Source organism: Curtobacterium sp. SP.BCp (genome assembly GCF_051903255.1).
GTDB lineage: Bacteria > Actinomycetota > Actinomycetes > Actinomycetales > Microbacteriaceae > Curtobacterium.
The window spans coordinates 1172712-1198001 of sequence record NZ_CP194338.1 but is presented as its reverse complement, the minus strand read 5'-3'; the positions used below and the strand labels follow the sequence as shown (position 1 = coordinate 1198001).

Sequence of the window (25290 nt, the reverse complement as noted above, 5' to 3'; positions counted from 1 at the left end):
TTCAGGACCGGAACCATTCCGATGAGAGAATGTTCCTCATGGACCCCGTCGAACTGCTCATCCTGCTGATCGGCTCACTGGCGGTGACGGGGTTCGCCCGGGCGAAGGGCCTGCCCGCTCCCCTGCTCGTCACCGCGGTCGCCCTCGCCGCGTCGCTCATCCCCGGGCTCCCGCACATCGAGATCGACAGCGAGGTCATCCTCACCGTCGTGCTCCCCCCGCTGCTCTACTCGGCGGCACTCGACGTGTCGTGGCAGAGCTTCCAGACGTCGATCAAGCAGATCCGACGTCTCGGCATCTTCCTCGTGATCGTCACCGCGCTCGTGGTCGGCGTCGTCGCGTACTTCCTCATCCCGGACATGACGCTGCCGGCCGCGATCCTCCTCGGCGCGATCGTCGCTCCGCCGGACGCCGTGTCCGCGGCCGCGATCGGTCGGAAGCTCGGGCTCCCGCGCCGCGTCATGACGGTGCTGTCCGGTGAGAGCCTCATCAACGACGCGGCCTCGCTGACCCTGGTCCGGGTGTTCACGCTCATCATCGCGGGGACGTCGCTGACGATCTGGCAGGACCTCGGCATCTTCGGGCTCGCGATCGGCGTCGGGCTCGTGGTCGGCGGCGTGCTCGGCGTCCTGGTGCACTGGATCCGGATGCGCATCAACGACCCCGTGGTCGAGACGATCATGAGCATCCTGCTCCCCTTCGTCGCCTACATCGGGGCCGAGCACCTGTCCGGCTCCGGCGTGATCGCGGTCGTCACGGCGGGCCTCTACATCGGCTACAACTCGCCGAAGGAGGGCTACGCGACCAGGCTCCAGGAGCGCCCGCTGTGGACGAGCATCGACGTCATCCTCGAGGGCTTCGTGTTCGCGCTCATCGGCCTGCAACTCAACGACGTCGTGCAGAAGCTGATCGAGAGCGAGCGGAGCCTGGGTCAGACGTTGACCGCCGCGGTCGTGGTGCTGCTCGTGGTGATCCTCGTGCGGCCCCTCTTCGTCTTCGAGTCGTACGTCCGCAACCGCTTCAACGGGCGGTGGCTCCGCCCGCTGCGCGTCAAGCTCTCCCGCGGACACCCGTCGCTGCGGTGGATGCGCGGCTCCGCCGAACCGAAGCTCAACTGGCGCGAGCTCACCGTCATCTCGTGGACCGGGATGCGCGGCGTGGTCACCCTCGCCGCCGCGGTCTCGGTCGTCGCGAGCCCGACGGAGATCCCGGCGCAGGACACCATCTTCGTGATCGCGTTCATCGTGACCGTCGGCACCCTGTTGCTGCAGGGCCTGACGCTGCCGTTCGTGATCCGCGCCCTGAAGGTGCAGGACCCGGAAGAGGGGATCCAGGACGTCCGGAGCGAGATGCGGCTCAACGAGCGCACGACCCGGGCGGCGATCGACCTCATCGAGCAGCGACGGCCGGAGTGGGGCGAGCGCTTCGGGGTCGAGGCCACGGACGTGTTCGTCGCTCGGCTCAAGGCCCGGCTCGAGCGGGCGGCCGAGACGTTCCGGCAGGACGCGGTCGAGGAGGAGACCGAGGACCAGCAGCTGCCCTCGCGGCTCCGGGGCTCGCAGATGCAGGACATCCGGCGCGACCTGCTCGACCGGCGCCGCGAGATCGTGCTCGAGGAGCGCGAGAAGGGCAACCTCGACGAGGAGGTCATGCGCCGGGTGCTCGTGACGCTCGACGCCGAGGAACTCGCGATGGACTCGGCCCAGGCGTCCCGCAGCCGGAGCTGACCGCGCCGCGCGACCGCGCACGCCGCGCGGTCGCGGGGCCGCGCGCACTGCGCACCGGTCGCTGTCGGACGTCGCGGCGTATCCTGGCGCTCCGATCGAGAACAGGAGCACGTGGCCGAGTGAGCACCCCGCGGAACGACCTCCCACCGAAGCGGACCACCCGCCCGTCGACCCGCGGCACCCGTCCCCGCCGGGGGTCCTCCGTCGCTGGTCACCGTCGCGTCCGGCAGGCGCCCGTCCCCGAGCCGCAGCGCATCAGCCGCTACCGGCGGTGGTACGGCACGCTGCACCCGTCGCTCCAGCTCATCGGTCTCCAGCTCTGGATGCCGCTGTTCTTCATCGTCGGGTTCTGCCTCTGCTACGTGTTCGCGTTCCACGCCCCGCACCCGCACGACGTGCCCGTCGCCCTCGTCGGCAGCGACCCGACGCTCGTCGCCGCGGTGGGCAAGGCGCTGCCGGGCGAGTACGTCTTCCACGTCTACGACTCCCTCGCCGCCGCGAAGCGCGACGTCCTCGCGGGCAGCATGGCCGTGGCGTACGACCCGTCGGCGAACGAGTTCTTCAAGGCGAGCGCACACCAGTTCCAGGTCGCCTCGCTGGTGCCCACCACGCTGTCCGCGGTGATCGAGGCCGGCGGTGCCGCAGCTCCGAAGATCACCGAGCTCGCCCCGCTCCCCGCGTACGACGAGTACGGCACGGTGTCGATGTACGTGATGCTCGCGTGGTGCATCGGCGGCTACATGGTGGCGATGTTCATCGGGATCATGGGCGGCCCGCTCCGGCACCGCACGCGCATGGCCGTGATCGTCGTCGGCGGTCTCGTCATCTCGCTCATCACGAACACCCTCGCGGGCCCCGTCGTCGGCGCTATCCATGGCCACTTCGTCCCGCTCGTCCTCATCGCGTGGGGCTGGATCGTGGCGATCGGCCTCGCGGTCAACGGCCTGAGCTACTTCGCCGGTCGGTTCATCGCCGCGCCGGCCATGATCTGCTTCGTCTTCCTCTCGATGCCGTCGTCGGGCGGCGCCTACCCGAAGTGGTTCATGCCGGAGCCGTTCGCGTGGCTCAACAACGTCGTCGTCGGTTCGAGCATGGTCGACATGATCAAGCACCAGATCTACGGCGTCGGCCCCGGCCTGACGCGGGGGCTCATCACCATGGCGTGCTACGCCGGGGCGGGCCTGGTGCTGATGTACTTCGGCAAGATGTGGTGGGAGCACCGACGCATCCGCGCGATCGTCACCGGCCGGACGACGATGTTCCAGGACGCCCAGACCGCGAACCGTGAGTTCCTCGGCAAGCAGCGCGACCACGAGCTGGAGCGGCACGGGCTCACCTCGACGGAGACCGGCACGCTCAGCGTGCTGCGCGACGACGAGTGGGAGGACGAACGGGCCGGCGGCGACGTCTTCATGGGCGGTCGCGACGGCCTCGAGACCGAGAGCACGCCGACCGGTCGCGTCCCGGTGGTGCGCTCGGGTGAGCGACCGGCTCCCGCGGGACGGCCGGGAGGCCCGACCAGCGGTCCGCGCACGCGTCCCGTCCCACGGGCGGACGGCTCCAGGGCACCGGCCCGCTCCGACGTGCCGGCTCGCTCGTCCGCGCGAAGCGGCGGCGGCTCCGACGACCGCCCCCACGGCCGGCACGCGGAGCGCTGAGGCCCGCGCCGCCGGGCGTATCCTGGGCGCATGAACCCGCGCATCGCCTGGCACCGCGTCCTCGTCACCGTCGTCGTCGTGTTCCTCGCCCTCGCGGTCGTGTTCTACGCGCTGAGCGTGTTCCTGGCCCCCGCCGACGGCCGGAACACCGCCGGGCTGTTCGTCGGGTGGGCGATGTTCGCGATGATCGGCGCGATCGGGTTCGGCATCGTGGACTTCTTCGTGCGCCCGCTCGGTGGCCGAAGCGGCGACGCCGACGTCATGGCGGCCGCGGAAGAGGCCCGCACGGGCAGCACCCGCACACAGCAGGTCCGCTGATCACGCTCCGGTGAACCCGGCCACGGTCGCGTTGTCCTCCGCGAACGTGAAGCGCGCCCGGACCCGGCCGCCCGCGAGCACCCCGGGCAGCCAGTACTGCGCGTCGTCCCACATCGCCGCGTAGGGAACGGCGTCGACCGGGATCCACCGGGGCTCGAGCTCGTCGCTGCCCGTCGGGTCCCCCTGCCAGCGGCGGCAGACGAACACGTCCGAGACCTGGGACCAGGACGGCCGGAACGGGAACCGGTAGTCCAACGTGCCCCGTGCCTCCAGGTCGTCGGGGTCGAGCCGCAGGCCGACCTCCTCGGCCACCTCGCGGACGGCCGTGTCGACCGCCGCCTCGCCGGGCTCCCGCTTCCCGCCGGGGCCGACCAGGCGACCGGTGCCGAGCCCGCGCCGCTTCTCGCCGAGGAGCACCTCGGGGCCGTCGGCGCCGTCACGGAGCAGGTACACGACGACCACGGCCGGGTGCTGGATCGTGCGGTCGGCGCGTTCGGTCACGCCCCCAGTGTGGCGTACGCTCGTTGCATGGCAGGCGTGCTGCGGGGGCATCATGGCTGAGTCCCGCAGGTCGGGGCGCAGCCTCGAAGTCTTGCGTGCCGAGGCCGCCGAGGAGATCTCGATGCTCGTCGAGCACCGGAGCCGTCAGGGCGAGGACCCGTGGGACTTCATGCCGACGCTGCCGACCGTCGACGAGCAGGTCGTGCTCATCCTCCGCGCCGACTCCCTCGAGCTCGACGCCGCGATCGGCAAGCGGAGCGCGCAGTGGTCGATGCACCCGGCGTCCGGGCAGGGCACCGCCATGGGCGAGGAGTACCACCGCCTGCGCCGCATCGCCCTGCAGCACCCGGAGCTGACCGAGGCGGTCTGGAAGCTCATGGGGGCGCTCCCCGACGCGAGCTGACCGGCGCTCGCGGCGCCGGGCGCGGCCCGGTGCGGGGGCCAGCCGCGCTGCGGTTGGATGGGGACATGACCGAAACCGTCCTCGCGATCCTCAACCAGCCCTCCCGCGACGCCGCGCCGCACGACCCGGACGCCGACACGTTCTGGTTCGCCGCCCCCCTCGAGGAGCACGTGCAGGTGCAGGACCTCGGGATCATCCGCGGCGACGGCGTGTTCGAGACCATCACCGTGGTGGACGGCCGGCCGCAGGCGCTCGAACCGCACCTGGCGCGCTTCGAACGCTCCGCCCGCATGCTCGACCTGCCCGTCCCGGACGCCGACGCCTGGCGCCGCACGATCGAGGCCGTGTGCGCCGAGCTCGACCCCGTCCGCGAGGGCTTCGTGAAGACCGTGCTCACCCGGGGCGTCGAGGGCTCCGTCCGTCCGACCGGCTGGGCGTACGCGGCGCCGTCGGGTGACCAGACGCCGGCCCGCACCGAGGGCATCTCGGTCGTGACGCTCGACCGCGGCTACCGGCACGACGTCGAGCGCACGTCGCCGTGGCTCCTGCAGGGCGCGAAGACGCTGTCCTACGCGGTGAACATGGCGGCGCTGCGGGAGGCCGACCGCCGTGGGGCCGACGACGCGCTGTTCGTGTCGACGGACGGCTACGTGCTCGAGGGCACCCGGGCGAACCTGATCCTGTCCGTCGGCGGTCGGCTCGTGACGCCCCGCACCGACATCGGCATCCTCGCCGGGACCACGCAGGCCGACGTGTTCCGGTTCGCCGAGGAGGCCGGCATCGACACCGCCTACGAGCTCGTGACGCTCGCCGACCTCGAGGCCGCCGACGCCCTCTGGCTCGTGTCGAGCGTCCGGCAGGCGGCGCCGATCCGGTCGGTGAACGGGGTCACGCGGGCGATGGACCTGCCGCTCACCGAGCGCATCAACGAGTTCCTCCTGTCGCGCGAGGCCTGAGCGCGCGGGTCGCGCAACCCGACCCGACAACGGACGGGAGGCTCGTGGCGGCGCCGCCACGTCCTCCCTCGCAGGCTCGGTCGGCGCGCCCGGCGCATCGCTCCGCGATGCCGCTGAGCCGGGCGCGCCCGGCCGTCACCTGGTCACCAGCGCTCGCTGGTGACCCCCTGTCCGTCGGCCCACGCGAAGACCTGGGCGCCCTCGATCCAGACGCGCGTCGCGCGGCTGGTCGCGGCGAGCGGGTCACCGTCCCACAGGACGAGGTCGGCGTCGTGGCCGACCTCGAGCCGGCCCACGCGGTCGCCGAAGCCGAGGATGTCGGCCGGGTTGACCGTGAGCGCCTCGAGCGCGGTCTGCCACGGCAGGCCTTCCTTCACGGCGGCCGTGGCCTGGTCGACGAGCATGTTGATCGGCACGACCGGCGCGTCCGTCGTGATGGCGACCCGGACCCCGGCAGCGGCGATCGTGGCGAGGTTCGGGATGCCGCGGTCGCGGAGCTCGACCTTCGACCGGCTCGTGAAGAGCGGTCCGTAGATGACCGGGATCGCCTTCTCCGCGAGGACGTCGGCGATCTTGTGCGCCTCGGTGCCGTGGTTCACGACGAGGCGGTAGCCGAACTCCTCGGCGAGGCGGATCGCGGTCGCGATGTCGTCGTGCCGGTGGGTGTGCTGGTCCCAGGCGAGCTCGCCGTCGAGCACGCGGACGAGCGTCTCCTTCGTGAGGTCGCGGGCGAACGGGTCGCCCTTCGCCTCGGCGGCGTCGCGGGCGGCACGGTAGTTCTGGGCCTCGACGAACGCGTCACGGATGATCTTCGCGACGCCGAGCCGCGTGGACGGGGTCTGTCCCTTCCCGCCGTACACGCGCTTCGGGTTCTCGCCGAGCGCGCTCTTCACGCTCACCGAGTCGGAGATGAGCTGCTCGTCGATCGTCCGGCCGCCCCACGTCTTGATCGCGACGGTCTGGCCGCCGATCGGGTTGCCGGAGCCGGGCTTGACGACGATGCTCGTGACACCGCCGGCGAGGGCGTCGCGGAAGCCCTCGTCCTGGATGTCCACGGCGTCGATCGCGCGGACGCCGGCCATGTTCGGGCCAGTCATCTCGTTCGTGTCGTTGCCCGCCTCGCCGTTGGCCTCCTCGTGGATGCCGACGTGGCCGTGTGCCTCGACGAAGCCGGGGACGAGCCACGCACCGGCGGCGTCGACCACGGGCATGCCGTCCGGCGGGGAGACGTCGGGACCGATCGCCGTGATCTTCCCGTCCTCGACGACGACCGCCCCGCCGTCGAACTCCGGGGAGCTGACGGGGACGACGTGGGCACCGGTGATGGCGAAGGAGTTGGTCATGCCTGCCACGCTAGCGGGCCCCGTGCATGCGACATCCGGATTCCTGGCGGTCGGCTCGCACGCCGTCGTACCGTGCGGACCGTGCTCCATCCGCTGCCCCTCTCCCCCCGGTCGGGATCGTCCGCGCCCTCGCGGCCGGAGTCCGCACCCCTGCAGCGGTGGCCCGCGCACGCGCAGGTCGTCGTGCCGTGGCGGAGCAGTGCGCGCGGGCCGAGGGCCGACCGGATGCTGAGCGAGGTCACTGCCTCCCTGCCGCCGCGGATCGCCGCGGCGGAGTGGTCACCCGATGCCGGCGCCGAACAGCTCCTCGCACACGCAGCACACGCGCTGCGGACCGTCGACGCCGAGCACGGTCACGTCCTCTCCGGGCTGTCGTCGATCATGGTCCGGACGGAAGCCGTGGCCTCGTCGCGGATCGAGCACGAGCACGCGACCCTCGACGACCTGGCGCGCGCCTCCGTCGGCGGACGGGCGAACCCGAGCGCGACCACCGTGGCACGAGCCGGCGCGGCACTCGAGCGCCTCGCGGCGAGCGCTGCGGACGGTGCGGTCACCGAAGCGGCACTCCTCGCCGCCCACCGGGCGCTCATGGCCGACGACCCGGTGGACGCCCGGTACGCCGGGCGGTACCGCGACGTCCAGAACTGGATCGGCGGTGGACCGACGCCTCGACTGGCGACGTACGTCCCACCGCCCGCCGCCGCGGTCCCGGGGCTGATGCACGACCTGCTGGCCTTCGTGCACCGTGACGACCTCCACCCGATCGCGCAGGCCGCCCTCGCCCACGCCCAGTTCGAGTCGATCCACCCGTTCACCGACGGCAACGGTCGGATCGGTCGTGCACTGGTCGCAGCGGTCCTCCGCCGACGGGGCCTGGGCATTCGGGTGACGGCTCCGGTCGCCGTGGTGCTCGCGGCCGAGCGTGCGCGGTACTTCGGCCGGCTCGCCGCGTACCGGGACGGCGACGTGGACGAAGTCGTCCGCGACCTCGCGATCGCGATCGGCACCGTCTTCGACGAGGCGACGCTCTCGGCGTTGGTGCTCCGGGAACACCGGGCGTGGCTCGACACCCTCGGGCTGCCCCCGGCGTTGGTCGGCGTGCTCGCGCGCGAGTCCTCCGTGTCGGAGGACACGCTCGACGGTCTGCTCGACGACCGGGTGGACGCGGTGGTCCGGCGCCTGTGCGGTGCCGGCGTGCTCCGGTCCCTGACCGAACGGCGCCGGCGACGGGTGTGGCGGGTCGAGGGTGTCGCTGCCGAGTTCGAGGCCTTCACCGCGCGGGTCACCGACGCGGTGCTCGCACGGGCGGGCCGGGCTGCGTGACGGTACCGGCGCGGCCGGGCCGGGCCGGGCCGGGCCGGGCGACGGCGATGGCGCGGCCGGGCCGGGCTGCGTGACGGCGCAAGCGCTCTCGGGCCGGACTGTGTGAGGGCGCCTGCGCATAGGGTGGAGCGGTGAGCAGCGAGCACGAACAGGCCACCCCGCCCACCGCCGCGAAGCGCCCGGTCACCCGGACGCACCACGGCATCGACTTCGTCGACGACTACGAGTGGCTGCGTGACAAGGAGTCCCCCGACACGCTCGCGTACCTCGAGGCCGAGAACACGTACACCGACGCGGCGACGGCGCACCTCGCACCACTGCGCGACCGCATCTTCGGCGAGGTCAAGGCCCGCGTGCAGGAGACCGACCTCTCCGTCCCCGTGCGGATGGGCGGCTGGTGGTACTTCACCCGCACGGCCGAGGGATCGCAGTACGGCGTGCAGTGCCGAGCGCCGATCGCCGGTCCGGACGACTGGACGCCGCCGTCGATCGAGACCCCTGCCGATGGCGGTCCCGGCACGCTCCCTGGCGAGGAGGTCGTGCTCGACGGCAACGTCCTCGCCGAGGGACACGACTTCTTCTCGCTCGGCTCCTACGACATCTCCGACGACGGCACCCGGCTGCTGTACGGCGTCGACGTCGCCGGCGACGAGCGCTACACGCTGCACGTGCGCGACCTGACGACGGGCGAGGACCTCGGCGACGAGATCCCGAACACCGGTGCCGGTGCCACGTTCGACCCCTCCGGCCGGTTCGTCTTCTACCCGACGGTCGACGACTCCTGGCGTCCGGACCGCATCTGGCGGCACAGCGTCGGCGCGCCCGCCGCCGAGGACGTCGTCGTGTTCGAGGAGTCCGACGACCGGTACTGGGTCGGTGTCGGCGTCACGCGGTCGTCGCAGTACATCGTCATCGAGCTCGGGTCGAAGATCACCTCCGAGGCGCTCGTCCTCGACGCGGCGGACCCGACCGGCGAGTTCCAGGTCGTCTGGCCGCGGCGCGAGGGCGTCGAGTACGAGATCGAGCACGCCATCGTCGGCGGCAGCGACCGGTTCCTCGTGCTGCACAACGACGGCGCCGAGAACTTCGAGCTGGTCGACGTCCCCGCCGACGACCCGACCTCCGAGCAGGACCGCCGCGTCGTCGTCGCCCACCACCCGGAGCGCCGGATCGAGTCGGTCGACGCCTTCGCCGGGCACCTCGCGCTCGAGTACCGGTCCGAGGCGCTCCCCCGCGTCGCGATCATCCCGATCGAGGACGACGGCTACGGCGACGCGCACGAGGTCCCCTTCGACGAGGCGCTGTTCTCCGCCGGACTCGGCGGCAACCCCGAGTGGGAGCAGCCCACGCTCCGGATCGGCTTCACCTCCTTCGTGACCCCGTCCGAGGTGAGCGACCTCGACCTCGCGACCGGCGAGGTCACCGTCCTCAAGCGCCAGCCGGTGCTCGGCGGGTACGACCCTGCGGACTACGTGCAGGAGCGCGACTGGGCCACCGCGGCAGACGGCACCCGCGTGCCGATCTCGCTCGTGTGGCGCCGGGACGCCGTCGACCCCGGGCAGCCCGCACCGCTGCACCTCTACGGCTACGGCTCGTACGAGCACTCCATCGACCCGGGCTTCAGCGTCATGCGACTGAGCATGCTCGACCGCGGCGTCGTGTTCGCCGTGGCGCACGTCCGGGGCGGCGGCGAGATGGGTCGGCACTGGTACGAGGACGGCAAGACCCTCATGAAGAAGAACACCTTCACCGACTTCGTCGCGGTCGCGTCGCACCTGATCGACAGCGGGCGGACCACCGCTGACCGTCTCGTCGCCGAGGGCGGCAGCGCCGGCGGGCTCCTCATGGGCGCCGTCGCGAACCTCGCACCCGAGCGGTTCGCCGGCATCCTCGCGGCCGTCCCGTTCGTCGACGCGCTGACGAGCATCCTCGACCCGGACCTGCCGCTCACGGTGATCGAGTGGGACGAGTGGGGCGACCCGCTGCACGACCCCGAGGTGTACCGGTACATGAGCGAGTACTCGCCGTACGAGAACGTCCGCGACGACGTGCAGTACCCGAAGATCCTCGCGGTGACGTCGATCAACGACACCCGGGTGCTCTACGTCGAGCCCGCGAAGTGGACGGCACGGCTGCGTGAGGTCGGCGCGCCGGTGCTGCTGAAGACCGAGATGGCTGCGGGGCACGGCGGTGTGAGCGGCCGGTACGCGTCGTGGAAGGAGCGGGCGTTCGAGCTCGCGTGGTTGCTCGACACGCTCGGGCTGGCCGAGGTCTCGCCGGCCGCGGCGGACGCGGACCCCATCGCCGCCGGCTGAGCGCGGTGCCGACCGAGCGCGGTGCCGACCGAGCGCGGCGCCGGCTGAGCGCGGTGCCGGCGACCCAGCCGCGCGGCTGGGTCGCCGGCGCGGCACTCACACCCGGTTGAGCGTGTGCACCGCCTCGTCGTAGGACTGCTCGGCGAGCCGCACCCGGTCTCCCGCGAGTACGCCGTAGCCGAACGTCCCCTCGCCACCACGCTCGGCGATCCCCGAGTTCACCCGCAGCTGCTCGAGCGCGTGCAGGGAACGGACCCGCTCGGTGAGGACCTCGGCCGCGTTGCCGATGCGCTTCCACAGCGCGTGCGGGAACGCGTCGTCGCCGAGGACGTCCATCGCCATCCGTGCGCGGAGCGTCGCCGTCCACGCGAGTTCGGTCGCGGCGAGGGCAGCGGCCTCGCGCTCGATCACGGCGACCTCGGCGTCCTCGTCGGCGACGGCGTCCCGCACGAGGTCCCGCACGCGCGGCTTCTCGATCGCCGAGACGTCCTGTGCGACGTGCTTCGGGGACCGCAGGGCCCAGGCGGTCGGTTCGGGCCGTTCCACGGCGTCGTCGAGCGCGTCGAGCAGCTCGAGGAACGGCTCGGTGTGCAGGAACGACACGACGTCGCGGATCGCGTGCGCGCGCCGTTCGCGTGTGGCGGCGAGGATCCGCTCGCGGGTCATCGCGTCGACGAGGGCGTCCTGCGCCGGCGTGGATGCCCGGGGCAGTCGCTCGACGAGGTACTCGGCGAGCGCGGCTCGGGCAGTCACGACGGCCAGGCCGTCCGCCGCCTCGGCAGCGCGGTCGAACTCCTCGGTCGGCGCGAACGCCGGTCGGTACGAGCCGAGGACGGCGGCGATCCCGAGCGCGGTGGAGGCGGTCTCGCGGAGGTCCACGGTCGGCGCGGTCGACTGGTCGCGCAGGTCGGCCTGCTGCTCGAGCAGCGATGCGCGCAGCTTCCGCAGACGCTTCGTGAGCGCGCGGGCGGCGGTGCCCTTCTCGGGCTTGTCGCCGGTCTGGAGGCGCGGTGCCGGTGCGCCGGCGAGCCCGCGTGCCAGCTTGGACGAGACTGCGGCGGGGCCGGCCCCCACGGCTGCGAAGCGTCCGTCGAGGGCAGCGAAGAGCTCGTGGGCGAGCTGCTCGTCGACGCCGCCGACGGTCTCGACCTCGACCTCGCGCCACGTGCGCGGCGTCTCGGGGGCGTCGTCGTCCAGGCGCTGGGCCCGGACGGTGTCGTCGGCGAGCTCGGCGATCTGGTCGCCGTCCTCGTCGAGGAGCCGCGTGACGGTGCGGGTGGTGGTGATCCGCACGACGGGACGCAGTCCACGGCCCCGGCGTTCGGTGAAGAGTGCCGCGAGGACCTCGTCCGGCACGGTGTCCGCATCGTCGGTGAGCGGGAAGTGCTGCTCGTGCCGGACGGTGTCCGAGGTCGCGCGCTTGATGTGCCAGCCGGCGTCGGCGCCCCCGGTGCGGCGGCGGACGGTCACCCGGGCGGCCACGAGGTCGTAGCGCTCGGTGTCCCAGTAGGTGGCGTCGAGCTCGACGGGCTCCTGCCGGTCGGACTGGAGGATGCCGCCCACACCGATCAGGTCGGGCAGGTCCCCGCCTTCGGGCAGGTCGTAGGTGCGCTCGATCTCGAGGTGCGTGTCACTCACACGCTCTTGTCTACCAGGGCTCCCTCGCGTGCCACGATCCGTCGGGGACGATCGGTGGAGAACCTGCTGGCGACGAACCCGGCGACGACGAGCGAGAGGTACGGGACGCCGAACAGGATCGGGTTCCACTGCGCCGGCAGCAGCGTCCACAGCGCCCCGGTGTGTTCCGCGTACAGGAGGACCATCGGGAGGACGGCGAACATCCAGGCCAGCCACGGCGTGCGTGCGGCGATGAACCACCCGACGAGGGGCAGGAGCGACAGGAGCAGGGAGAACTCGAACGGGACCTGGACGCTCGGCGGGAGGAACGGCATGAGGGCTGCCGTCACGGTCGTCGCGACGACCAGGGTCGCCCCGATCCACCGTCGAGCGGCACTCGCCTGCAGCACGAGGATCGCCAGAGCGACGGCGACACCGGGCACGACGTGCACGAGCGCCTCCCCCACGAGCGTCCCGACGACGCGCTCGGTCCGCGATCCGGCGTTCGTCTGCAGGAGCAACCACACGCCCGACGCGAGCAGCGACACCACGGCCACCGCCACGAGGACGGGCACCGTTCGGATGCGGTGCGGTTCGGGTCGGACGTCGAGCGGTGCTGCGGTCATGGCGGTCCCCCGGGCGGTGCGACGGTCGGCACGGCGGTGGAACAGCGCCGTGGTGAAGGCGCCGAACGCGAGCGCGGTCGGCGAGAGGTCGAGTTCGGCAGCGCCCTGCACGTCGGCGGCCCACTGCTCTCGGCGGGTCTCGCGGTGTGCGGCCGGCGTCATCGCGACCGCGGCGGCGACGAGCAGCTCGTCGAGCGCGTTCACGACGCCACCGGCCGGTTGGTCGGACGGGTGGCACCCGTCGAGCGTGCTGCGGCGCGGGCGGCGTCGGCACGGGCATCGACGAGCTGGCGCGCCGCGACCGCGCCGTCCCCGGTGAACTCGTAGAGCCGTCGTCGGGGCCCCGACCGCTCGGCGTCGTCGTCCCAGCTCGAGCGGATCCACCCGAGTTGTTCGAGTCGCTCGAGGATCGGGTACACCGTGCCCGCCTGTCGCCCGGTCGCCTTGATCACGAGCAGCCCCCACGTCGGCTCGGCAGCGGCGAGCAACGCGTCGAGGACGTCGAGCGTGGGGGCGGTCACGCGCTTGATCGGTTCCATGCACTGAACCTACCTATGTAGAACAAGTACGTCAAGCTATGTAGGACAAGCGGGACGCCGCGCCCAGACAGCCGGGTTACCCTGAGCGCATGAGCGAGACGATCACCCGTGACCAGTTCGTGCCCGATGCCGGCGGCGTCACGATGTTCACGACGAGCTGGTGCGGCTACTGCGCCCGGCTGAAGAACCAGATGACGAAGGCGGGCGTGCCCTTCCGCGAGGTCGACATCGAACAGACCCCGGGCACCGCTGAGCTCGTCGCCGAGGTGAACGGCGGCAACCAGACCGTGCCGACACTCGTGTTCCCGGACGGCAGCACCGCGACGAACCCCTCCCTCGCCGAGGTCCAGTCGCGCGTCTGACGCGCAACACCACGAAACGGACACAGCACCACGGGGAACCGTGGTGCTGTGTCCGTTTCGTGGTTCTGCCGCGCCGAGCGCTACCGCGCCCCGCGCTCCAGCGCCTCGGTGAGCAGCGCCGCCATCGCGTCGAGCTGGATGTCGCCCGAGTCGACGATCTCCTCGTCCGAGCCGTCGAGCGCCCGTGCGGCCAGCGACGCCTTCGAGTCGATGAGGTCCGCGATCTTCGTGTCGATCGTCTGTGCGGCGATGATCCGCCACGCGGTGACCGGCTCCTCCTGCCCGATGCGGTGCACGCGGTCGATCGCCTGCGTCTGCTCGGCGCTCGTCCACGACAGCTCGGCCAGCACCACGTTGGACGCGACCTGCAGGTTCAGGCCGACGCCCGCCGCGGTGAGCGAGCACACGATGACGGCGACGTCGGGGTCGTTCACGAACGAGTCGATCTCGGCGGTCCGCTGCGTCGGGGTCTGGTCGCCGCGGATCGTGGCGGTGCGCAGACCGCGGCGGGCGAAGACCTCCTCCGCCTGGTCCATCACGTCGAGGTGCTTCGCGAAGAACACGACCTTGCCGACGTTCGACGCGAGCTGCGCAGCGTAGTCGGCGGCGAGCTGTGCCTTGGCGCGGCCGATCCGCCGCACCATCGAGAACACGTTCTCGCCGGTCGACGAGGCGTCCTGGTCCTCGAGCTCCCACCGCGCGACCTGGCGGACGAGCTTGTGGTCGATGCCGACGACCGGGTCCTGCCCGGTGCGGGCGTCGAGCGCCTGGTGGTAGCGGCGGACGAGCTTCGCGGTGAGCTCGCGCTCGGCGTCGCGGATCGAGCGGCCCTCGTCGCCGTCGAGCTCCACCGGGATGTCGGCGATGCGACGGGCGGGGATGTCCGCGGCGACGTCGACCTTGCGACGCCGGACGATGCCGAGGTCGATGACGGCCTTCCGAGCCTCGGTGAAGAAGCCCTGGTCAGCCGGCGTGAGACCGATCTCCTCGAGCTCGTTCATGAGCTTCGCGCGCGGCTTCTTGTCGTCGATCCAGCCGAGGAACTCCCAGATGGTGCGGAAGTCCTCGACGGAGTTGATGAGCGGCGTACCGGTCAGTGCCATGAGCAGCGGCGCGGCCACCCGGGAGCGGATCTTCTCGGCGAGCTGCAGCACGAACCGGGACCGCTGCGAGTCCTTGTTCTTGATGAAGTGTGCCTCGTCGACGACCATGCCCTTGAACCCGAAGGACCCGAGCCAGCCGACGTGCCGGTCGAGGATCTCGTAGTTCACGATGACGATGTCGGCGAACCCGTCGAGGTCGTCGCCGTCGCCGTGGATGACGGTCGCGGTCCGGTTCGGGACCCAGCGAGCGGCCTCACGTGCCCAGTTCGTCTTGACGACGTTCGGGACGACCACGAGCAGCGGGAACGCGTTCGCGGCCTCGGCGGCGAGGAGCGACTGGGCGGTCTTGCCGAGACCGGGCTCGTCGGCGAGCAGGAACGTGCGGTGCCCGTGCGACGCGGCAGCGACGAGCTCGGCCTGGTGCTTCATGAGCGTCGTGCCGGACTTCGAGTGCAGGGTCGTGGGCTCCGGCAGCGGCATCGACGCCGCTCCTCCGCCCGCGCCGTACTCGAACGACTTGAACAGCGGGCCGAACAGCTCCCAGTTCGCGAGCCGACGCGGGTGCGCGACGGGCTGGTCGGCGAGCGCGAAGTCGGGCGCGAGGAACGGGTTCGCGAGCTGTCGCTGCACGACGGCCTGCGGCACGACCGAGCGCACGGGCGTCTCGACGGTCGGCGACGGCTCCGCCGCGATGACGAGGTCCTCGGGCTGAAGCTCCATGCCACCGGCGATCATCATGTCGCGCTTGACCGTCCGGGTGGCCTCGCTGACGGAGGCCTCCTCGGTCAGGAGCTGGATCACGCTCGTATCGCGCGCCGCCGTCTTCGCGAGGATCGTCGCCACGCCGTCCAGCCGCTTGAGCTGCTCGGCCCGCTGGGCGTCGGTGAGGTCCGTGTCCGCCTTGACCCGTGCACGTTCCTCGCGCATGAGCAGGGCGACCGCCTGGAACTTCGAGCGGTTCGACGCCTTGAGCGGTCCGCGCTGGGCCGCCGCCTCGACCTCGCGGACGGCGCGGGCGAGGACGGGGATGACGCCGTCGTTGTCGAGCGGCCTGGTGCGGCGCGACGCGGTCCGCGTCCCGCCGGCAGCACGCCGGGTGCCTGATCGAGCCAACGCTCCTCCTGTTCCGCCCGTTCGTCACGGGCGAGCCGCCGATCGGCGGAAGTCTCCGTCCGGGCCCAGGTGGTCCCGGCACATCCGGGCCACCGTGGCCCGTCGTCCGCCGGTCCCCCGCCGCCACGCTCCAGGAGCGTCCGCGGTCGGTTCCACGCGGGTGCCTGCGGCCACCCCTCGGGTGACCTCGTGACGGCCCGCGCCGGGATCCGGCGCCGTCACACGCACGTGACGCCCCCTCGGAGCGGCCACGGATCCGGCGCCCGCGTCCGCCAAGCGGCAGACCGGTCCTGTCTGGATGCGACGGGACGCGCGGGCACGCGGTGCGTGCACGTTCAGTTTACTCCCCGACCACCGACGGAGGCGAGTCGGCGTTGCCCGCGCGCGTCGTGCCTCCAGGCCGTGTGATCGTCACCCGGCCGGGAGGCGCGGTTCACGCCCGCCGGACCGCCTCGGGATCTGCGCGGCGGAGCCGGCCGGGAGGCACGGTGCGGGACCGGCGGACCGCCGTCAGACCCGCGGTGCGGAGCGCGGACGGACGACGCCGTCGGACGGGGCGACGGGGGTCGCCTCGGCGAGCGCGGCGCGCGTCGCCGCGAGCAGCTGCTCCGCCGTGGCGATGCCGGTCGCGGAGCCGGTCGTCGCCTGACCGCCCGCGTGCGCGAGCAGCTGCGCGCCGATCGCGGGACCGATGCGGTCGGCCTCCGCGGGGTTCCGGGTGACCCAGTCACGGGCGATCGCGTCCGCGAGCCGTTCCGCCGCGGCACCACGATCGGCATCGCCGCGGGACCGGTGCCAGAGCCCGGTCACCACGAGGTGTGCGACCACGGCGCCCACGTCGCGGACCGGGTAGCCCCAACCCGCGGTGTCGATGTCGAGGAGGCCGGAGATGCGCCACGGCTCGTCCTCGTCGACGAAGACCTGCTCGAGGTGGAGGTCGCCGTGCACGACCTGCTTCGTCCCGCTCGTCCACCCGATCGAGCGCCGACCGATCGCGTCGTACAGGCGGTCGATCTCCTCGGCGTCCTGCGGCAGCGCAGCGACCAGCGTCCGGCGGTGCCAGTCCGCGTGGTCCATGGCGTCCGCTCGGGCCTGCTGGGTCATCGGCACCGTGGCGATCCGCCCGGAGAGCGCGGCGAGCGACGCCACGAAGCGCGGGTCGTCGGCGATGTCGAGGATGCGGCTGCCCGCCGGGACCCCGCGGATGCGTTCGAGCACGAGCAGCCCGTCGCCGCGGCTGGACAGCACGCGCGGCACCGGGAGGCCGGCGGCGACGAACTGCTCGTGCGACCGCACGATCGGCGCGACGCGGTGCGGACGGACGACCTTGAGGAACACCGTGCCCTCGGGGGCGTCGACGCGGACCACGGCGCGCTTGCCGGGTCGGTACGCGGCGACCGTCAGCGTCGGGTCGGTGACCGGCATGCCGAGCGTGGTGAGGAGTTCGGCGACGGCGTCGCGGTACGTCACCTGCGGCAGGACCGGCAGGCCGGGGTCGTTCGGGTAGGCCCACACCGAGACCGGCTCCCCCGTGGCGGGGTCGGTGACGATCGCGCTGTTCTGGTCGTGGGTGCCGCCGGTGTCGACGTACGTCAGCACCGTCGCCCGCTGCCCTCCGCGGTCGACCGTGTCGACCTCGTAGCCGTAGAGGTAGCCGTTGCCCGAGGGCTCGACCGAGTGGGCGCGCGCGGCCACGACGGAGGTCCCGGAGCCGGCGAAGGCCTGCGGGATGACGCGCTCGTGGTTGGGCCACACGGGATCAGTCAACCGTGTCCGCGCGGTTTCGTCGCGTTCGTGCACGGCCCGTCGTGCGGCTCGTGGCTACCGTGTGTGACGTGAACCCGGTCGCGAGGCTCCGCAGCTCCAGCCGCACCCCCTTCCTGCAGGTCGTGAAGACCGCGGTCGCAGTGGTCGCGGCGGTGCTCCTGTGCCGACTGCTCATCCAGGGGCCGTTCCCGACCTTCGCCGCCATCGCCGCACTGCTCGTCGTCCAGCCGAGCATCAACCAGTCCTTCGTGAAGGGACTCGAGCGGAGCGCCGGCGTCGTGCTCGGCGTCGTCCTCGCGACCGGGGTGCACCTGCTGCTCGGGGACAGCGTCTGGGTGGTGCTGCTCGTCGTCGTGCTCGCGATCCTCATCGCCTGGGCGCTGCGTCTGACCCCGACGTCCGCTACCCAGGTCGGCATCAGCGGCATGCTCGTGCTGACCGCGGGTGTCGTCACGCCGAACTACTCGGCCGACCGCATCCTCGAGACCGTCGTCGGCGCGGTCGTCGCCCTCGTGGTGAACGCCGCGCTCGTACCGCCGGTGCTGCTCGAACCCGCGCACCTCGCGGTCGCCCGGCTCGCGCGCGACACCGCGGCGGCGTTCGAACGGATCGCGGTCGGGCTCACCGAGGGGTGGGACCACGACCGGTGGCACGAAGCGCTGCTGCAGGCCCGCGCCCTGCGGTCCCAGCACCTCCGCGCCGAGGCGTCGATCGGGGCCGCGCGCGAGTCCCTCACGATGAACCCGCGGCGGAGTCGGCACCGGGACGTCCTCGACCGGGACGCCGCGGTCGCGGAGCACCTGCGGGTACTCGTCACCCGGGTCACCGGCATGACGCGGGCGATCCAGGACAACACCGGGCCGGACCTCGTGGCCGATCCGGTCGTCGGGCGGATCGCCACCGAGGTCGCGCGGATCGGGTCGGACGTCCGGGCGCTCAGCCAGCGGGTCGAGGCGAGCGAGCTGCCCGTCGTGGAGGAGCCGGCGTTGACGGCGCCGCTCGAGGTGCTGCGGCCGAACTCGCAGCACTGGATCCTGATCGGGGCGTTGCTCGAGGACATCCGGCGCGTGCGCGAGGAGCTCCTCGGAGAGGACGACTGACGCGCGGCGCGGGGCGCTTCGCGGGGTCGGCACCGCTTCGCGGGGCCGAGTCTCGCGTGAGGCGGGGCGTGCGCCGCTTCGCGGGGCCGAGTCTCGCGTGAGGTGGGGAGTGCGCCGCTTCGCGGGGCCGAGTCTCGCGTGCGGCGACGGTTCTCGCGCTCCGGGCCGCGAGGACTGTCGCGCAGCGCGAGTCTCGCGGCACCGGGCACCGGGCGCGGGCCCAAGACCCGCGCGCCGCGCGCCAGGCGCCGGGCACCGGGCACCGGGCACCGGGCACCGGGTCAGCGTCGGGCGACGGCGGCCTCGGCGGCGGTGTGCACGATGTCGTCCCAGAGGACGCTCGACGGCACGACGGCACCCGCGTCGAACACGTCGACCCGGACGACCTCTGCCTCTGCGAAGCGGCTGATCTCCGCGACCGCCGCGTCCGTCCCGGCCTCGAGCGCCGCGCGGCTCGCCACGTCGGGCACGGCCGTCCGGAGTTCCGCGACGACCCTCCCCCGGCGGTCGTCCGCGAGGCCCTCGAGCGCGCAGACGCTCTTCCACGCTGCGTCGAGTTCGATCCGGAGCCGGATGATCGCCGGGTGGTCCGGCGTCTCGGTCATGGTCATGGTGGTGCCCCCGTGCGGACCCAGCGTCGGGCGCGCTCGGTCCGATCGCAGCCTAGCAATGAAGAGAGCAGTCCTCATGTCCCTCGAACGCGGGACAGAACGTTCTACTGCCGGACCGTTCTGTGACGAGATTCAGCCGGATCGGCCCAGGGATCTCCCGCGCGTACAGGTTCGATGCCACGATGGGGTCGAGGAGGTCCACTATGCGGTTGTTGGTGGTCGAGGACGACGACGAGATGCGCGCCCTCATGGAACGCGGACTCGCTGCCGAGGGGTACCGCGTGGTCGCGGTCGAGAACGGTGTCGAGGCGCTCATCGCACTCGGGGAGCAGTCGTTCGACCTGGCGGTCGTCGACGTCATGATGCCGGGCATGTCCGGCTTCGAGCTCGCCCGACGGATCCGCGAGCGGGAGGACCCCGTGCGCATCCTGCTGGTCACCGCGCGTGACGCCGTCGACGACCGCGTGTTCGGTCTCGACGCCGGCGCGGACGACTACCTCACGAAGCCCTTCGCCTTCGCCGAGCTCACCGCCCGGCTCCGCGCGCTCGGCCGCCGCGAGACCGCCGGCGCGCCCCGCACGATCGAGGTCGGTGACGTGGCGATCGACTCCGAGGCGCGTCGCGTCGCGATCAAGGGCCAGCGCGTGGCGATGAGCCCGACCGAGTTCGCGCTCCTGCGCCTGCTCGCGCGGTCGGTGGGCAGCGTCGTCGACCGTCCGAAGATCCTCGAGGAGGTCTGGGACGGCTCGCAGCACGTCGACCCCAACGTCGTGGAGCAGTACATCTCGTACCTCCGCAAGAAGTTGACCGCGCACGAGGCCACCGTGGCGATCTCGACGGTCCGCGGACGCGGCTACCGTCTCGACCTCGTCGGAGCGTGAGCACCACGACCCCGGACGGACGGTCGGACGCGCCGACCGGACGCCGGGGCTTCGTGCGCCCGCTCCGACTGCTCTCGTTGCGGGCCCGGATCACGATCGGGTCGACGGCGATCGCGGCGGTGGTGATCGTCCTGCTCGTGCTCGTCATGCGCTTCCAGGTCGTCAGCGTGGTCGCGAGCGCCACCCGGACGCTGCTCGACGCCGATGCCGATCCGTACGTCGCGACGCTCGAGGTCGACAGCGACCCGGACCTCTCACAGCCCGGGAACGCCCAACTCGTCGCGGTGGTCTCCCCCTCGGGCGACATCGTGCTCTCGACCATGCCGGGCCGTCTGGAGCGAGCACTCGGCAGCCTCGCCGAGGAGCAGGCCGGCACGCGCGTCATCGACGTCGCGAGTTCGCAGTACCGGGTCGTCGTCGAACACCCCGTCAACCGCGCCGGCCGCTGGACCGTCGTCGCCGCACGCAACTCGCAGGCCGAGGCCCTCGTCGTCGACGACCTCACCACGACCCTGTCCCTCACCGGCCTGGCGATCCTCATCGCGTTCGGTGTCGCGTCGTGGGTGCTCGCGACGACGGCGCTCCGTCCGGTGAACCGGATGCGGCGCGAGGCCGAGCGACTCTCGGTCGCCCCGGAGCGCGCCGAACTGCCGGTCGGCCCGGCGCAGGACGAACTCGCGTCGCTCGCCACCACCCTCAACGCCTTCCTCGCCCGCACCCGGCAGGCCACGGAGCGCGAACGCCAGATGGTCAGTGACGCGAGCCACGAGCTCCGCACGCCGCTCGCGATCCTGACGACCCAACTCGACCTGGCATCGCTGGACGGCGACGACGCGACCGCCCTGGCGGCCCACATCGAGCGCGCCAAGCACAGCGTCGCCCGCCTGTCGCGACTCGCGAACGACCTGCTCGCGCTCTCCCGCATCGAGGAGTCGGAGCGCCGGGAGCAGGACGGCGCCGAGCAGCCCACGACGGGCTGGTCGGACCTCGGCGACGAAGTGATGGCCGCCGTCGACCGCGTGCGCCTCATCGCCTCGGCGAAGGACATCACGGTCGACTTCGACCTCGAGCCCCCCGTCGCCGTGGGTGGCTCCGGCCCGGGCATCGGTGGCGGCACGGTGGAGCCGCGGTACCGGCTCGACACCGGCGGGATGGCGCAGCTCGTCACGAACGTCGCGGGCAACGCGGTCGCGGCGCTCCCCCGTGGCGGCGGGATCTTCGTCTCCTGGCGGAGCGCCGACGGCGAGGGCGTCCTGCAGATCACGGACGACGGCCCCGGCGTCCCGGAGTCGTTCATCCCGGTGGCCTTCGACCGGTTCACGCGACCGGACGAAGCCCGCAAGTCACGGCCGAACCCGGACCCCGCCACGGGCGCGATCACCATGCCCGGTGGCTCCGGACTCGGGCTCGCGATCGTCCGGGCGGTCGCCGAACGCGCGGGAGGCACGGCATCCCTCCGCAACGTCCGGTCCGGTGGCCTCGAGGTCACCATCCGGATCCCCGAGGCCCGGTAGCGACCCGGCACACCGGTCACTGGAAGTCCCTCGACCGGGTCCGCACCGCCAACGGCAGGTGCTCCATCCGGTCCGCCACCACGTTCACCACGCCTTCGTCCGACCGCTCGAGGATCCCCCGCACGATCACCGCGGGCGACTCGCGAGCGGTGCGGCGGTAGCGCCCCCAGACCCCGACGCTGCAGATCACGTTCACGAGCCCGGTCTCGTCCTCGACGTTCATGAACGTGATGCCCGATGCCGTCGCCGGACGCTGCCGGTGGGTGACGATCCCACCGACCTCGATCCGCCGGCCGTTCTCCGCCGTCATGGTGTCCGCGACGCTCAGCACGCCCCGGCGCTCGAGCACCGGTCGGACGTGCCGGACGGGGTGGTCATCGGTCGTCATCCCCGTCGACCACATGTCCGCGATGAGGACGTCCCCGCTCGTCATCTGCCCGAACAGCGGTGGCTGCACGACCACCTGGGTGCCGGGCAGCTGGTCGGGACGCTCCCCGGCCGCCTGCCCGGCTGACCAGATCCCGCTGCGGCGGTCCTCGCCGAGGGAGGCGAACGCGTCCGCCGCTGCGAGCGCCTCGAGCTGCGCCGTCGTCAGCCCGACACGGCGGGCGAGGTCGGACATGTCGGTGAAGGGGCCGTTCGCCCGACGCTCGGCGACGATCCGCTCCGCACTGCGGCGGCCGAGGGAGGTCACCTCGGCGAGCCCGAGCCGGACGGCGAACGCACCGTCGCGGCGGTGCCGGGCGGTGTCGTCCGGCACCGAGCGGTCGAACGGCGGCACCTCGGGCTGCTCCTCGGCCAGGCACCCGTCGTCGCCGGTCGTCACCGGCCCGTCGGGACCGGCACCGACACCCGTTCCGGTACCGGCACCTGCTCCGGCACCGGCACCGGCACCGTCACCGGCACCGGCACCGTCGAGCGACTCCATCGTGGCGTCGACCTCCGACCGCAGGATGTCCGGCCGGAGCACCCGCACGCCGTGTCGTCGGGCATCCGCCACGAGGGTCTGCGGGGAGTAGAACCCCATCGGCTGCGCCCGGAGCAGCGCCGCGAGGAACACCCCGGGGTAGTGCAACCGCATCCAGGCACTGGCGTAGACGATGAGCGCGAAGCTGATCGAGTGGCTCTCGGCGAAGCCGAAGTTCGCGAACGCCTGGATCTTGGCGTAGATCGCGTCGGCGTCGGCACCGTGGATGTCGTTGCGCGCCATGCCCTCGTAGAGCTTCTCGCGCAGCCGTTCGATCTTCTCGTGTCCGCGCTTCGACCCCATCGCCCGCCGGAGGAGGTCGGCGTCGTCGCCCGTGCACCCGCCGACGACCACCGCCATCTGCATGAGCTGCTCCTGGAACAGCGGGACGCCCTTGGTCCGGGCGAGCACGGGTTCGAGCAGCGGGTGCGGGTAGGTGATCTCCTCGGCACCGGTCCGGCGGCGGATGTACGGGTGCACGGCGCCGCCCTGGATCGGCCCGGGACGCACGAGCGCGACCGCGATGACGAGGTCGTAGAACTCGCGGGGCAGCAGCCGCGGCAGCGACCCCATCTGCGCGCGGGACTCGACCTGGAACACCCCGATGGTGTCGGCGCGGCAGAGCTGGTCGTAGACGCCCGGTTCCTCCTTCGGGATGGTGTGCATGTCCCACCGCTCCCCGCAGTGCTCCGCGGCGAGGTCGAACGCGTACTGGAGTGCGGCGAGCATCCCCAGCCCGAGCATGTCGAACTTCACGAGCCCCATGTAGGCGCAGTCGTCCTTGTCCCACTGCAGCACGGTCCGGCCGTCCATCCGGGCGTGCTCGATCGGGACGACCTCGCCCACCGGTCGGTCGGTGAGCACCATGCCGCCCGAGTGGATGCCGAGGTGCCGTGGGAACCCGAGCACCTGCTGCGCCATGTCCACGACGGGCGCGGGGATGTCGTGGTCCTGGCTCTCGGTCACCGACCCCCACCGTTCGACCTGCTTCGACCAGGCGTCCTGTTGCCCGGGGCTGTGCCCGAACGCCTTCGCCATGTCACGCACGGCACCCTTCGGCCGGTAGGTGATGACGTTCGCGACCTGTGCCGCGTTGAACCGGCCGTACTTCTCGTAGACGTACTGGATGACCTCTTCACGACGATCCGAGTCGAAGTCGACGTCGATGTCGGGCTCCTCGTCGCGCAGGGCCGACAGGAACCGCTCGAACGGCAACCCGTACCGGATCGAGTCGACGGCGGTGATCTCGAGCAGGTAGCAGACGGCGGAGTTGGCGGCGGAGCCCCGGCCCTGGCAGAGGATCCCCCGCTGCCGGGCGAACTGCACCATGTCGCGGACGATGAGGAAGTACCCCGGGAAGTCCTTGTCCTCGATGACGGCGAGCTCGCGTTCGATACGGGTCCGCTTCGCGGGGTCGACCCCGTCGTCGCTGCCCGGGTAGAACCGCCGGGCGCCCTCCCACGTGAGCTCGCGGAGCCAGGACATGGTGGTGTGCCCCTCCGGGACGTCGAGCTTCGGCAGACCGGGCCGCGCGGTCTTCAGCGTGAACCCGAGCTCGTCGGCGAGGGTCACGCTGTACTCGACGGCACCCGGCCACCGGGCGAAGCGTCTGGCCATCTCGGCCCCCGAGCGCAGGTACGCCGTGTCGGCCGCCGGCAGCCAGCCGTCGATCTCGTCGAGGCTCCGTCGTGCCCGTACCGCCGCGAGTGCCGAGGCCACGGGGAACCGGGCCGGGGTCGCGTAGTGGACGTTGCCCGTCGCCACGACGGGCAGGGCGTGCCGAGCGGCGAGCGCGGCGAGGACGTCGTTCCGGGCGGAGTCCACCGGGTCGCCCTGGTCGGTGAGCTCCACCACGACGTGGTCGGTGCCGAACCGGTCGAGCAGGAGGCGCAGGGCTGCCTCGGCCTCGGACTCGCCACCGCGCTCGAGCGCCTGCCGCACGGTACCCTTGCGGCAGCCGGTGAGCACCCGCCAGTGGCCGCCGGCCCGCTCCGCGAGGTCGTCGAGGTCGTACTGCGGCCGACCCTTCTCGGCGCCGGCGGCCAGGTGGGCGTTCGTCACCGCCCCGGCCATCCGGTGGTAGCCGTCCTGCCCGTCGGCGAGGAGCAGCAGGTGCGTTCCCTCGGGGTCGGGGACGCCGTTCTGCGGCTCGGTGAGCCCGAGCGACAGCTCGGTGCCGTAGACGGTCGCGAGCCCCGGGTAGGACTCGGCGGCCTCGGCCATCCGGGCGACGCCGTAGAAGCCGTCGTGGTCGGTCAGTGCGAGGCCGTGCAAGCGCAGTCGCGCGGCCTCCTCGAAGAGCTCCTCAGGCGAGCTCGCGCCGTCGAGGAAGCTGAACGTCGAGTGCGCGTGCAGCTCGGCGTAGGGCACGACGGGGCCGGAGTCGTCGCGTCGGAGCGACGGCGGCACGTACTTCTCGCGCTTCCGCGACCAGGCGGGACTGTCACCGCCGTCGCCGGCGTGCGTGCTGCCCGGACTGCGACGGTCGGACAGGGCACGCTCGAACTGCGACCACGGGATCGGGGGGTTGCTGTAGCCCATCAGGT

General features: G+C 72.3%; 20 protein-coding genes. 11 read left to right on the top strand and 9 right to left on the bottom strand.

Going from position 1 to position 25290, the window contains the following annotated elements:
- The first annotated feature begins 38 nt into the window (after positions 1-38).
- From ACRQ4C_RS05940 to ACRQ4C_RS05930, 3 genes are all read left to right on the top strand, one after another.
- On the top strand, positions 39-1727 hold the full coding sequence (locus ACRQ4C_RS05940) for a cation:proton antiporter (protein WP_439690465.1): 1689 nt from the start codon (positions 39-41) through the stop codon (positions 1725-1727).
- Positions 1728-1846: 119 nt separating this feature from the next.
- Positions 1847-3385 (top strand): hypothetical protein, encoded by a 1539-nt coding sequence (locus ACRQ4C_RS05935; protein WP_439690464.1) that lies wholly within the window; start codon positions 1847-1849, stop codon positions 3383-3385.
- Positions 3386-3415: 30 nt separating this feature from the next.
- The gene (locus ACRQ4C_RS05930) at positions 3416-3703 is read left to right on the top strand and encodes a hypothetical protein (protein WP_290132326.1); all 288 of its coding nucleotides are present in this window, start codon (positions 3416-3418) and stop codon (positions 3701-3703) included.
- Here the strand turns inward: ACRQ4C_RS05930 and ACRQ4C_RS05925 are convergent, their stop codons facing one another.
- On the bottom strand, positions 3704-4204 hold the full coding sequence (locus tag ACRQ4C_RS05925) for an 8-oxo-dGTP diphosphatase (protein ID WP_439690463.1): 501 nt from the start codon (positions 4202-4204) through the stop codon (positions 3704-3706).
- Positions 4205-4256: 52 nt separating this feature from the next.
- Here ACRQ4C_RS05925 and ACRQ4C_RS05920 point away from each other — a divergent pair, with 52 nt between their 5' ends.
- The gene (locus ACRQ4C_RS05920) at positions 4257-4607 is read left to right on the top strand and encodes a tryptophan synthase subunit alpha (protein WP_290132328.1); all 351 of its coding nucleotides are present in this window, start codon (positions 4257-4259) and stop codon (positions 4605-4607) included.
- A gap of 65 nt (positions 4608-4672) precedes the next feature.
- Positions 4673-5563: an aminodeoxychorismate lyase gene (locus ACRQ4C_RS05915; protein WP_439690462.1), complete on the top strand. Its 891-nt coding sequence runs from the start codon at positions 4673-4675 to the stop codon at positions 5561-5563.
- 143 nt (positions 5564-5706) lie between these two features.
- Here ACRQ4C_RS05915 and ACRQ4C_RS05910 read toward each other — a convergent pair whose 3' ends face one another.
- Positions 5707-6906: an amidohydrolase gene (locus ACRQ4C_RS05910; RefSeq protein ID WP_290132330.1), complete on the bottom strand. Its 1200-nt coding sequence runs from the start codon at positions 6904-6906 to the stop codon at positions 5707-5709.
- 81 nt (positions 6907-6987) lie between these two features.
- Between ACRQ4C_RS05910 and ACRQ4C_RS05905 the strand changes: the two genes are divergently transcribed.
- Positions 6988-8229, top strand: a complete 1242-nt coding sequence (locus ACRQ4C_RS05905) for a Fic family protein (protein WP_439690461.1) — start codon at positions 6988-6990, stop codon at positions 8227-8229.
- A gap of 131 nt (positions 8230-8360) precedes the next feature.
- A complete protein-coding gene (locus ACRQ4C_RS05900) occupies positions 8361-10544 on the top strand; it encodes a S9 family peptidase (RefSeq protein WP_439690460.1) in 2184 nt (727 codons plus the stop codon).
- Positions 10545-10640: 96 nt separating this feature from the next.
- Here ACRQ4C_RS05900 and ACRQ4C_RS05895 read toward each other — a convergent pair whose 3' ends face one another.
- From ACRQ4C_RS05895 to ACRQ4C_RS05885, 3 genes are read right to left on the bottom strand one after another with little or no spacing between them, the layout of a single operon-like run.
- A complete protein-coding gene (locus tag ACRQ4C_RS05895) occupies positions 10641-12182 on the bottom strand; it encodes a CYTH domain-containing protein (RefSeq protein ID WP_439690459.1) in 1542 nt (513 codons plus the stop codon).
- On the bottom strand, positions 12179-12991 hold the full coding sequence (locus ACRQ4C_RS05890; RefSeq protein ID WP_439690458.1) for a hypothetical protein: 813 nt from the start codon (positions 12989-12991) through the stop codon (positions 12179-12181). Before ACRQ4C_RS05890 ends, ACRQ4C_RS05895 begins: the two co-directional genes overlap by 4 nt.
- Positions 12988-13326 carry a PadR family transcriptional regulator gene (locus tag ACRQ4C_RS05885; protein WP_439690457.1) on the bottom strand — a complete coding sequence of 113 codons (339 nt, stop codon included), beginning with the start codon at positions 13324-13326 and terminating at the stop codon, positions 12988-12990. Before ACRQ4C_RS05885 ends, ACRQ4C_RS05890 begins: the two co-directional genes overlap by 4 nt.
- An 89-nt stretch (positions 13327-13415) precedes the next feature.
- Here ACRQ4C_RS05885 and ACRQ4C_RS05880 point away from each other — a divergent pair, with 89 nt between their 5' ends.
- Positions 13416-13688: a mycoredoxin gene (locus tag ACRQ4C_RS05880; protein WP_290132336.1), complete on the top strand. Its 273-nt coding sequence runs from the start codon at positions 13416-13418 to the stop codon at positions 13686-13688.
- Between the two features lie 80 nt (positions 13689-13768).
- On the opposite strand, the gene ACRQ4C_RS05875 is transcribed toward ACRQ4C_RS05880, so the two are convergent.
- Positions 13769-15904 (bottom strand): DEAD/DEAH box helicase, encoded by a 2136-nt coding sequence (locus tag ACRQ4C_RS05875; RefSeq protein ID WP_290132337.1) that lies wholly within the window; start codon positions 15902-15904, stop codon positions 13769-13771.
- Positions 15905-16414: 510 nt separating this feature from the next.
- Positions 16415-17659, bottom strand: a complete 1245-nt coding sequence (locus tag ACRQ4C_RS05870) for an aminoglycoside phosphotransferase family protein (protein WP_290132338.1) — start codon at positions 17657-17659, stop codon at positions 16415-16417.
- 80 nt (positions 17660-17739) lie between these two features.
- Here ACRQ4C_RS05870 and ACRQ4C_RS05865 point away from each other — a divergent pair, with 80 nt between their 5' ends.
- Positions 17740-18771: an FUSC family protein gene (locus tag ACRQ4C_RS05865; RefSeq protein ID WP_290132339.1), complete on the top strand. Its 1032-nt coding sequence runs from the start codon at positions 17740-17742 to the stop codon at positions 18769-18771.
- Between the two features lie 281 nt (positions 18772-19052).
- On the opposite strand, the gene ACRQ4C_RS05860 is transcribed toward ACRQ4C_RS05865, so the two are convergent.
- Complete coding sequence (locus tag ACRQ4C_RS05860) at positions 19053-19376, bottom strand: hypothetical protein (protein WP_290132340.1); 324 nt, start codon at positions 19374-19376, stop codon at positions 19053-19055.
- A 209-nt stretch (positions 19377-19585) separates the two neighbouring features.
- Here ACRQ4C_RS05860 and ACRQ4C_RS05855 point away from each other — a divergent pair, with 209 nt between their 5' ends.
- Positions 19586-20263, top strand: a complete 678-nt coding sequence (locus tag ACRQ4C_RS05855; protein WP_058724844.1) for a response regulator transcription factor — start codon at positions 19586-19588, stop codon at positions 20261-20263.
- A complete protein-coding gene (locus ACRQ4C_RS05850) occupies positions 20260-21777 on the top strand; it encodes a sensor histidine kinase (protein WP_439690456.1) in 1518 nt (505 codons plus the stop codon). The genes ACRQ4C_RS05855 and ACRQ4C_RS05850 overlap by 4 nt, the downstream gene beginning before the upstream one ends.
- 16 nt (positions 21778-21793) lie before the next feature.
- Here ACRQ4C_RS05850 and ACRQ4C_RS05845 read toward each other — a convergent pair whose 3' ends face one another.
- Positions 21794-25285 (bottom strand): error-prone DNA polymerase, encoded by a 3492-nt coding sequence (locus tag ACRQ4C_RS05845; RefSeq protein WP_439690455.1) that lies wholly within the window; start codon positions 25283-25285, stop codon positions 21794-21796.
- Positions 25286-25290 lie beyond the last annotated feature (5 nt).

Excerpts from the sequence above, each read along its gene's own strand:
- ACRQ4C_RS05940 (WP_439690465.1), top strand. The coding sequence starts at position 39 with ATGGACCCCGTCGAACTGCTCATCCTGCTGATCGGCTCACTGGCGGTG.
- ACRQ4C_RS05885 (WP_439690457.1), bottom strand. The coding sequence starts at position 13,326 with ATGGAACCGATCAAGCGCGTGACCGCCCCCACGCTCGACGTCCTCGAC.
- ACRQ4C_RS05860 (WP_290132340.1), bottom strand. The coding sequence starts at position 19,376 with ATGACCGAGACGCCGGACCACCCGGCGATCATCCGGCTCCGGATCGAA.
- ACRQ4C_RS05910 (WP_290132330.1), bottom strand. The coding sequence starts at position 6,906 with ATGACCAACTCCTTCGCCATCACCGGTGCCCACGTCGTCCCCGTCAGC.
- ACRQ4C_RS05880 (WP_290132336.1), top strand. The coding sequence starts at position 13,416 with ATGAGCGAGACGATCACCCGTGACCAGTTCGTGCCCGATGCCGGCGGC.
- ACRQ4C_RS05845 (WP_439690455.1), bottom strand. The coding sequence starts at position 25,285 with ATGGGCTACAGCAACCCCCCGATCCCGTGGTCGCAGTTCGAGCGTGCC.
- ACRQ4C_RS05855 (WP_058724844.1), top strand. The coding sequence starts at position 19,586 with ATGCGGTTGTTGGTGGTCGAGGACGACGACGAGATGCGCGCCCTCATG.
- ACRQ4C_RS05930 (WP_290132326.1), top strand. The coding sequence starts at position 3,416 with ATGAACCCGCGCATCGCCTGGCACCGCGTCCTCGTCACCGTCGTCGTC.
- ACRQ4C_RS05915 (WP_439690462.1), top strand. The coding sequence starts at position 4,673 with ATGACCGAAACCGTCCTCGCGATCCTCAACCAGCCCTCCCGCGACGCC.
- ACRQ4C_RS05920 (WP_290132328.1), top strand. The coding sequence starts at position 4,257 with ATGGCTGAGTCCCGCAGGTCGGGGCGCAGCCTCGAAGTCTTGCGTGCC.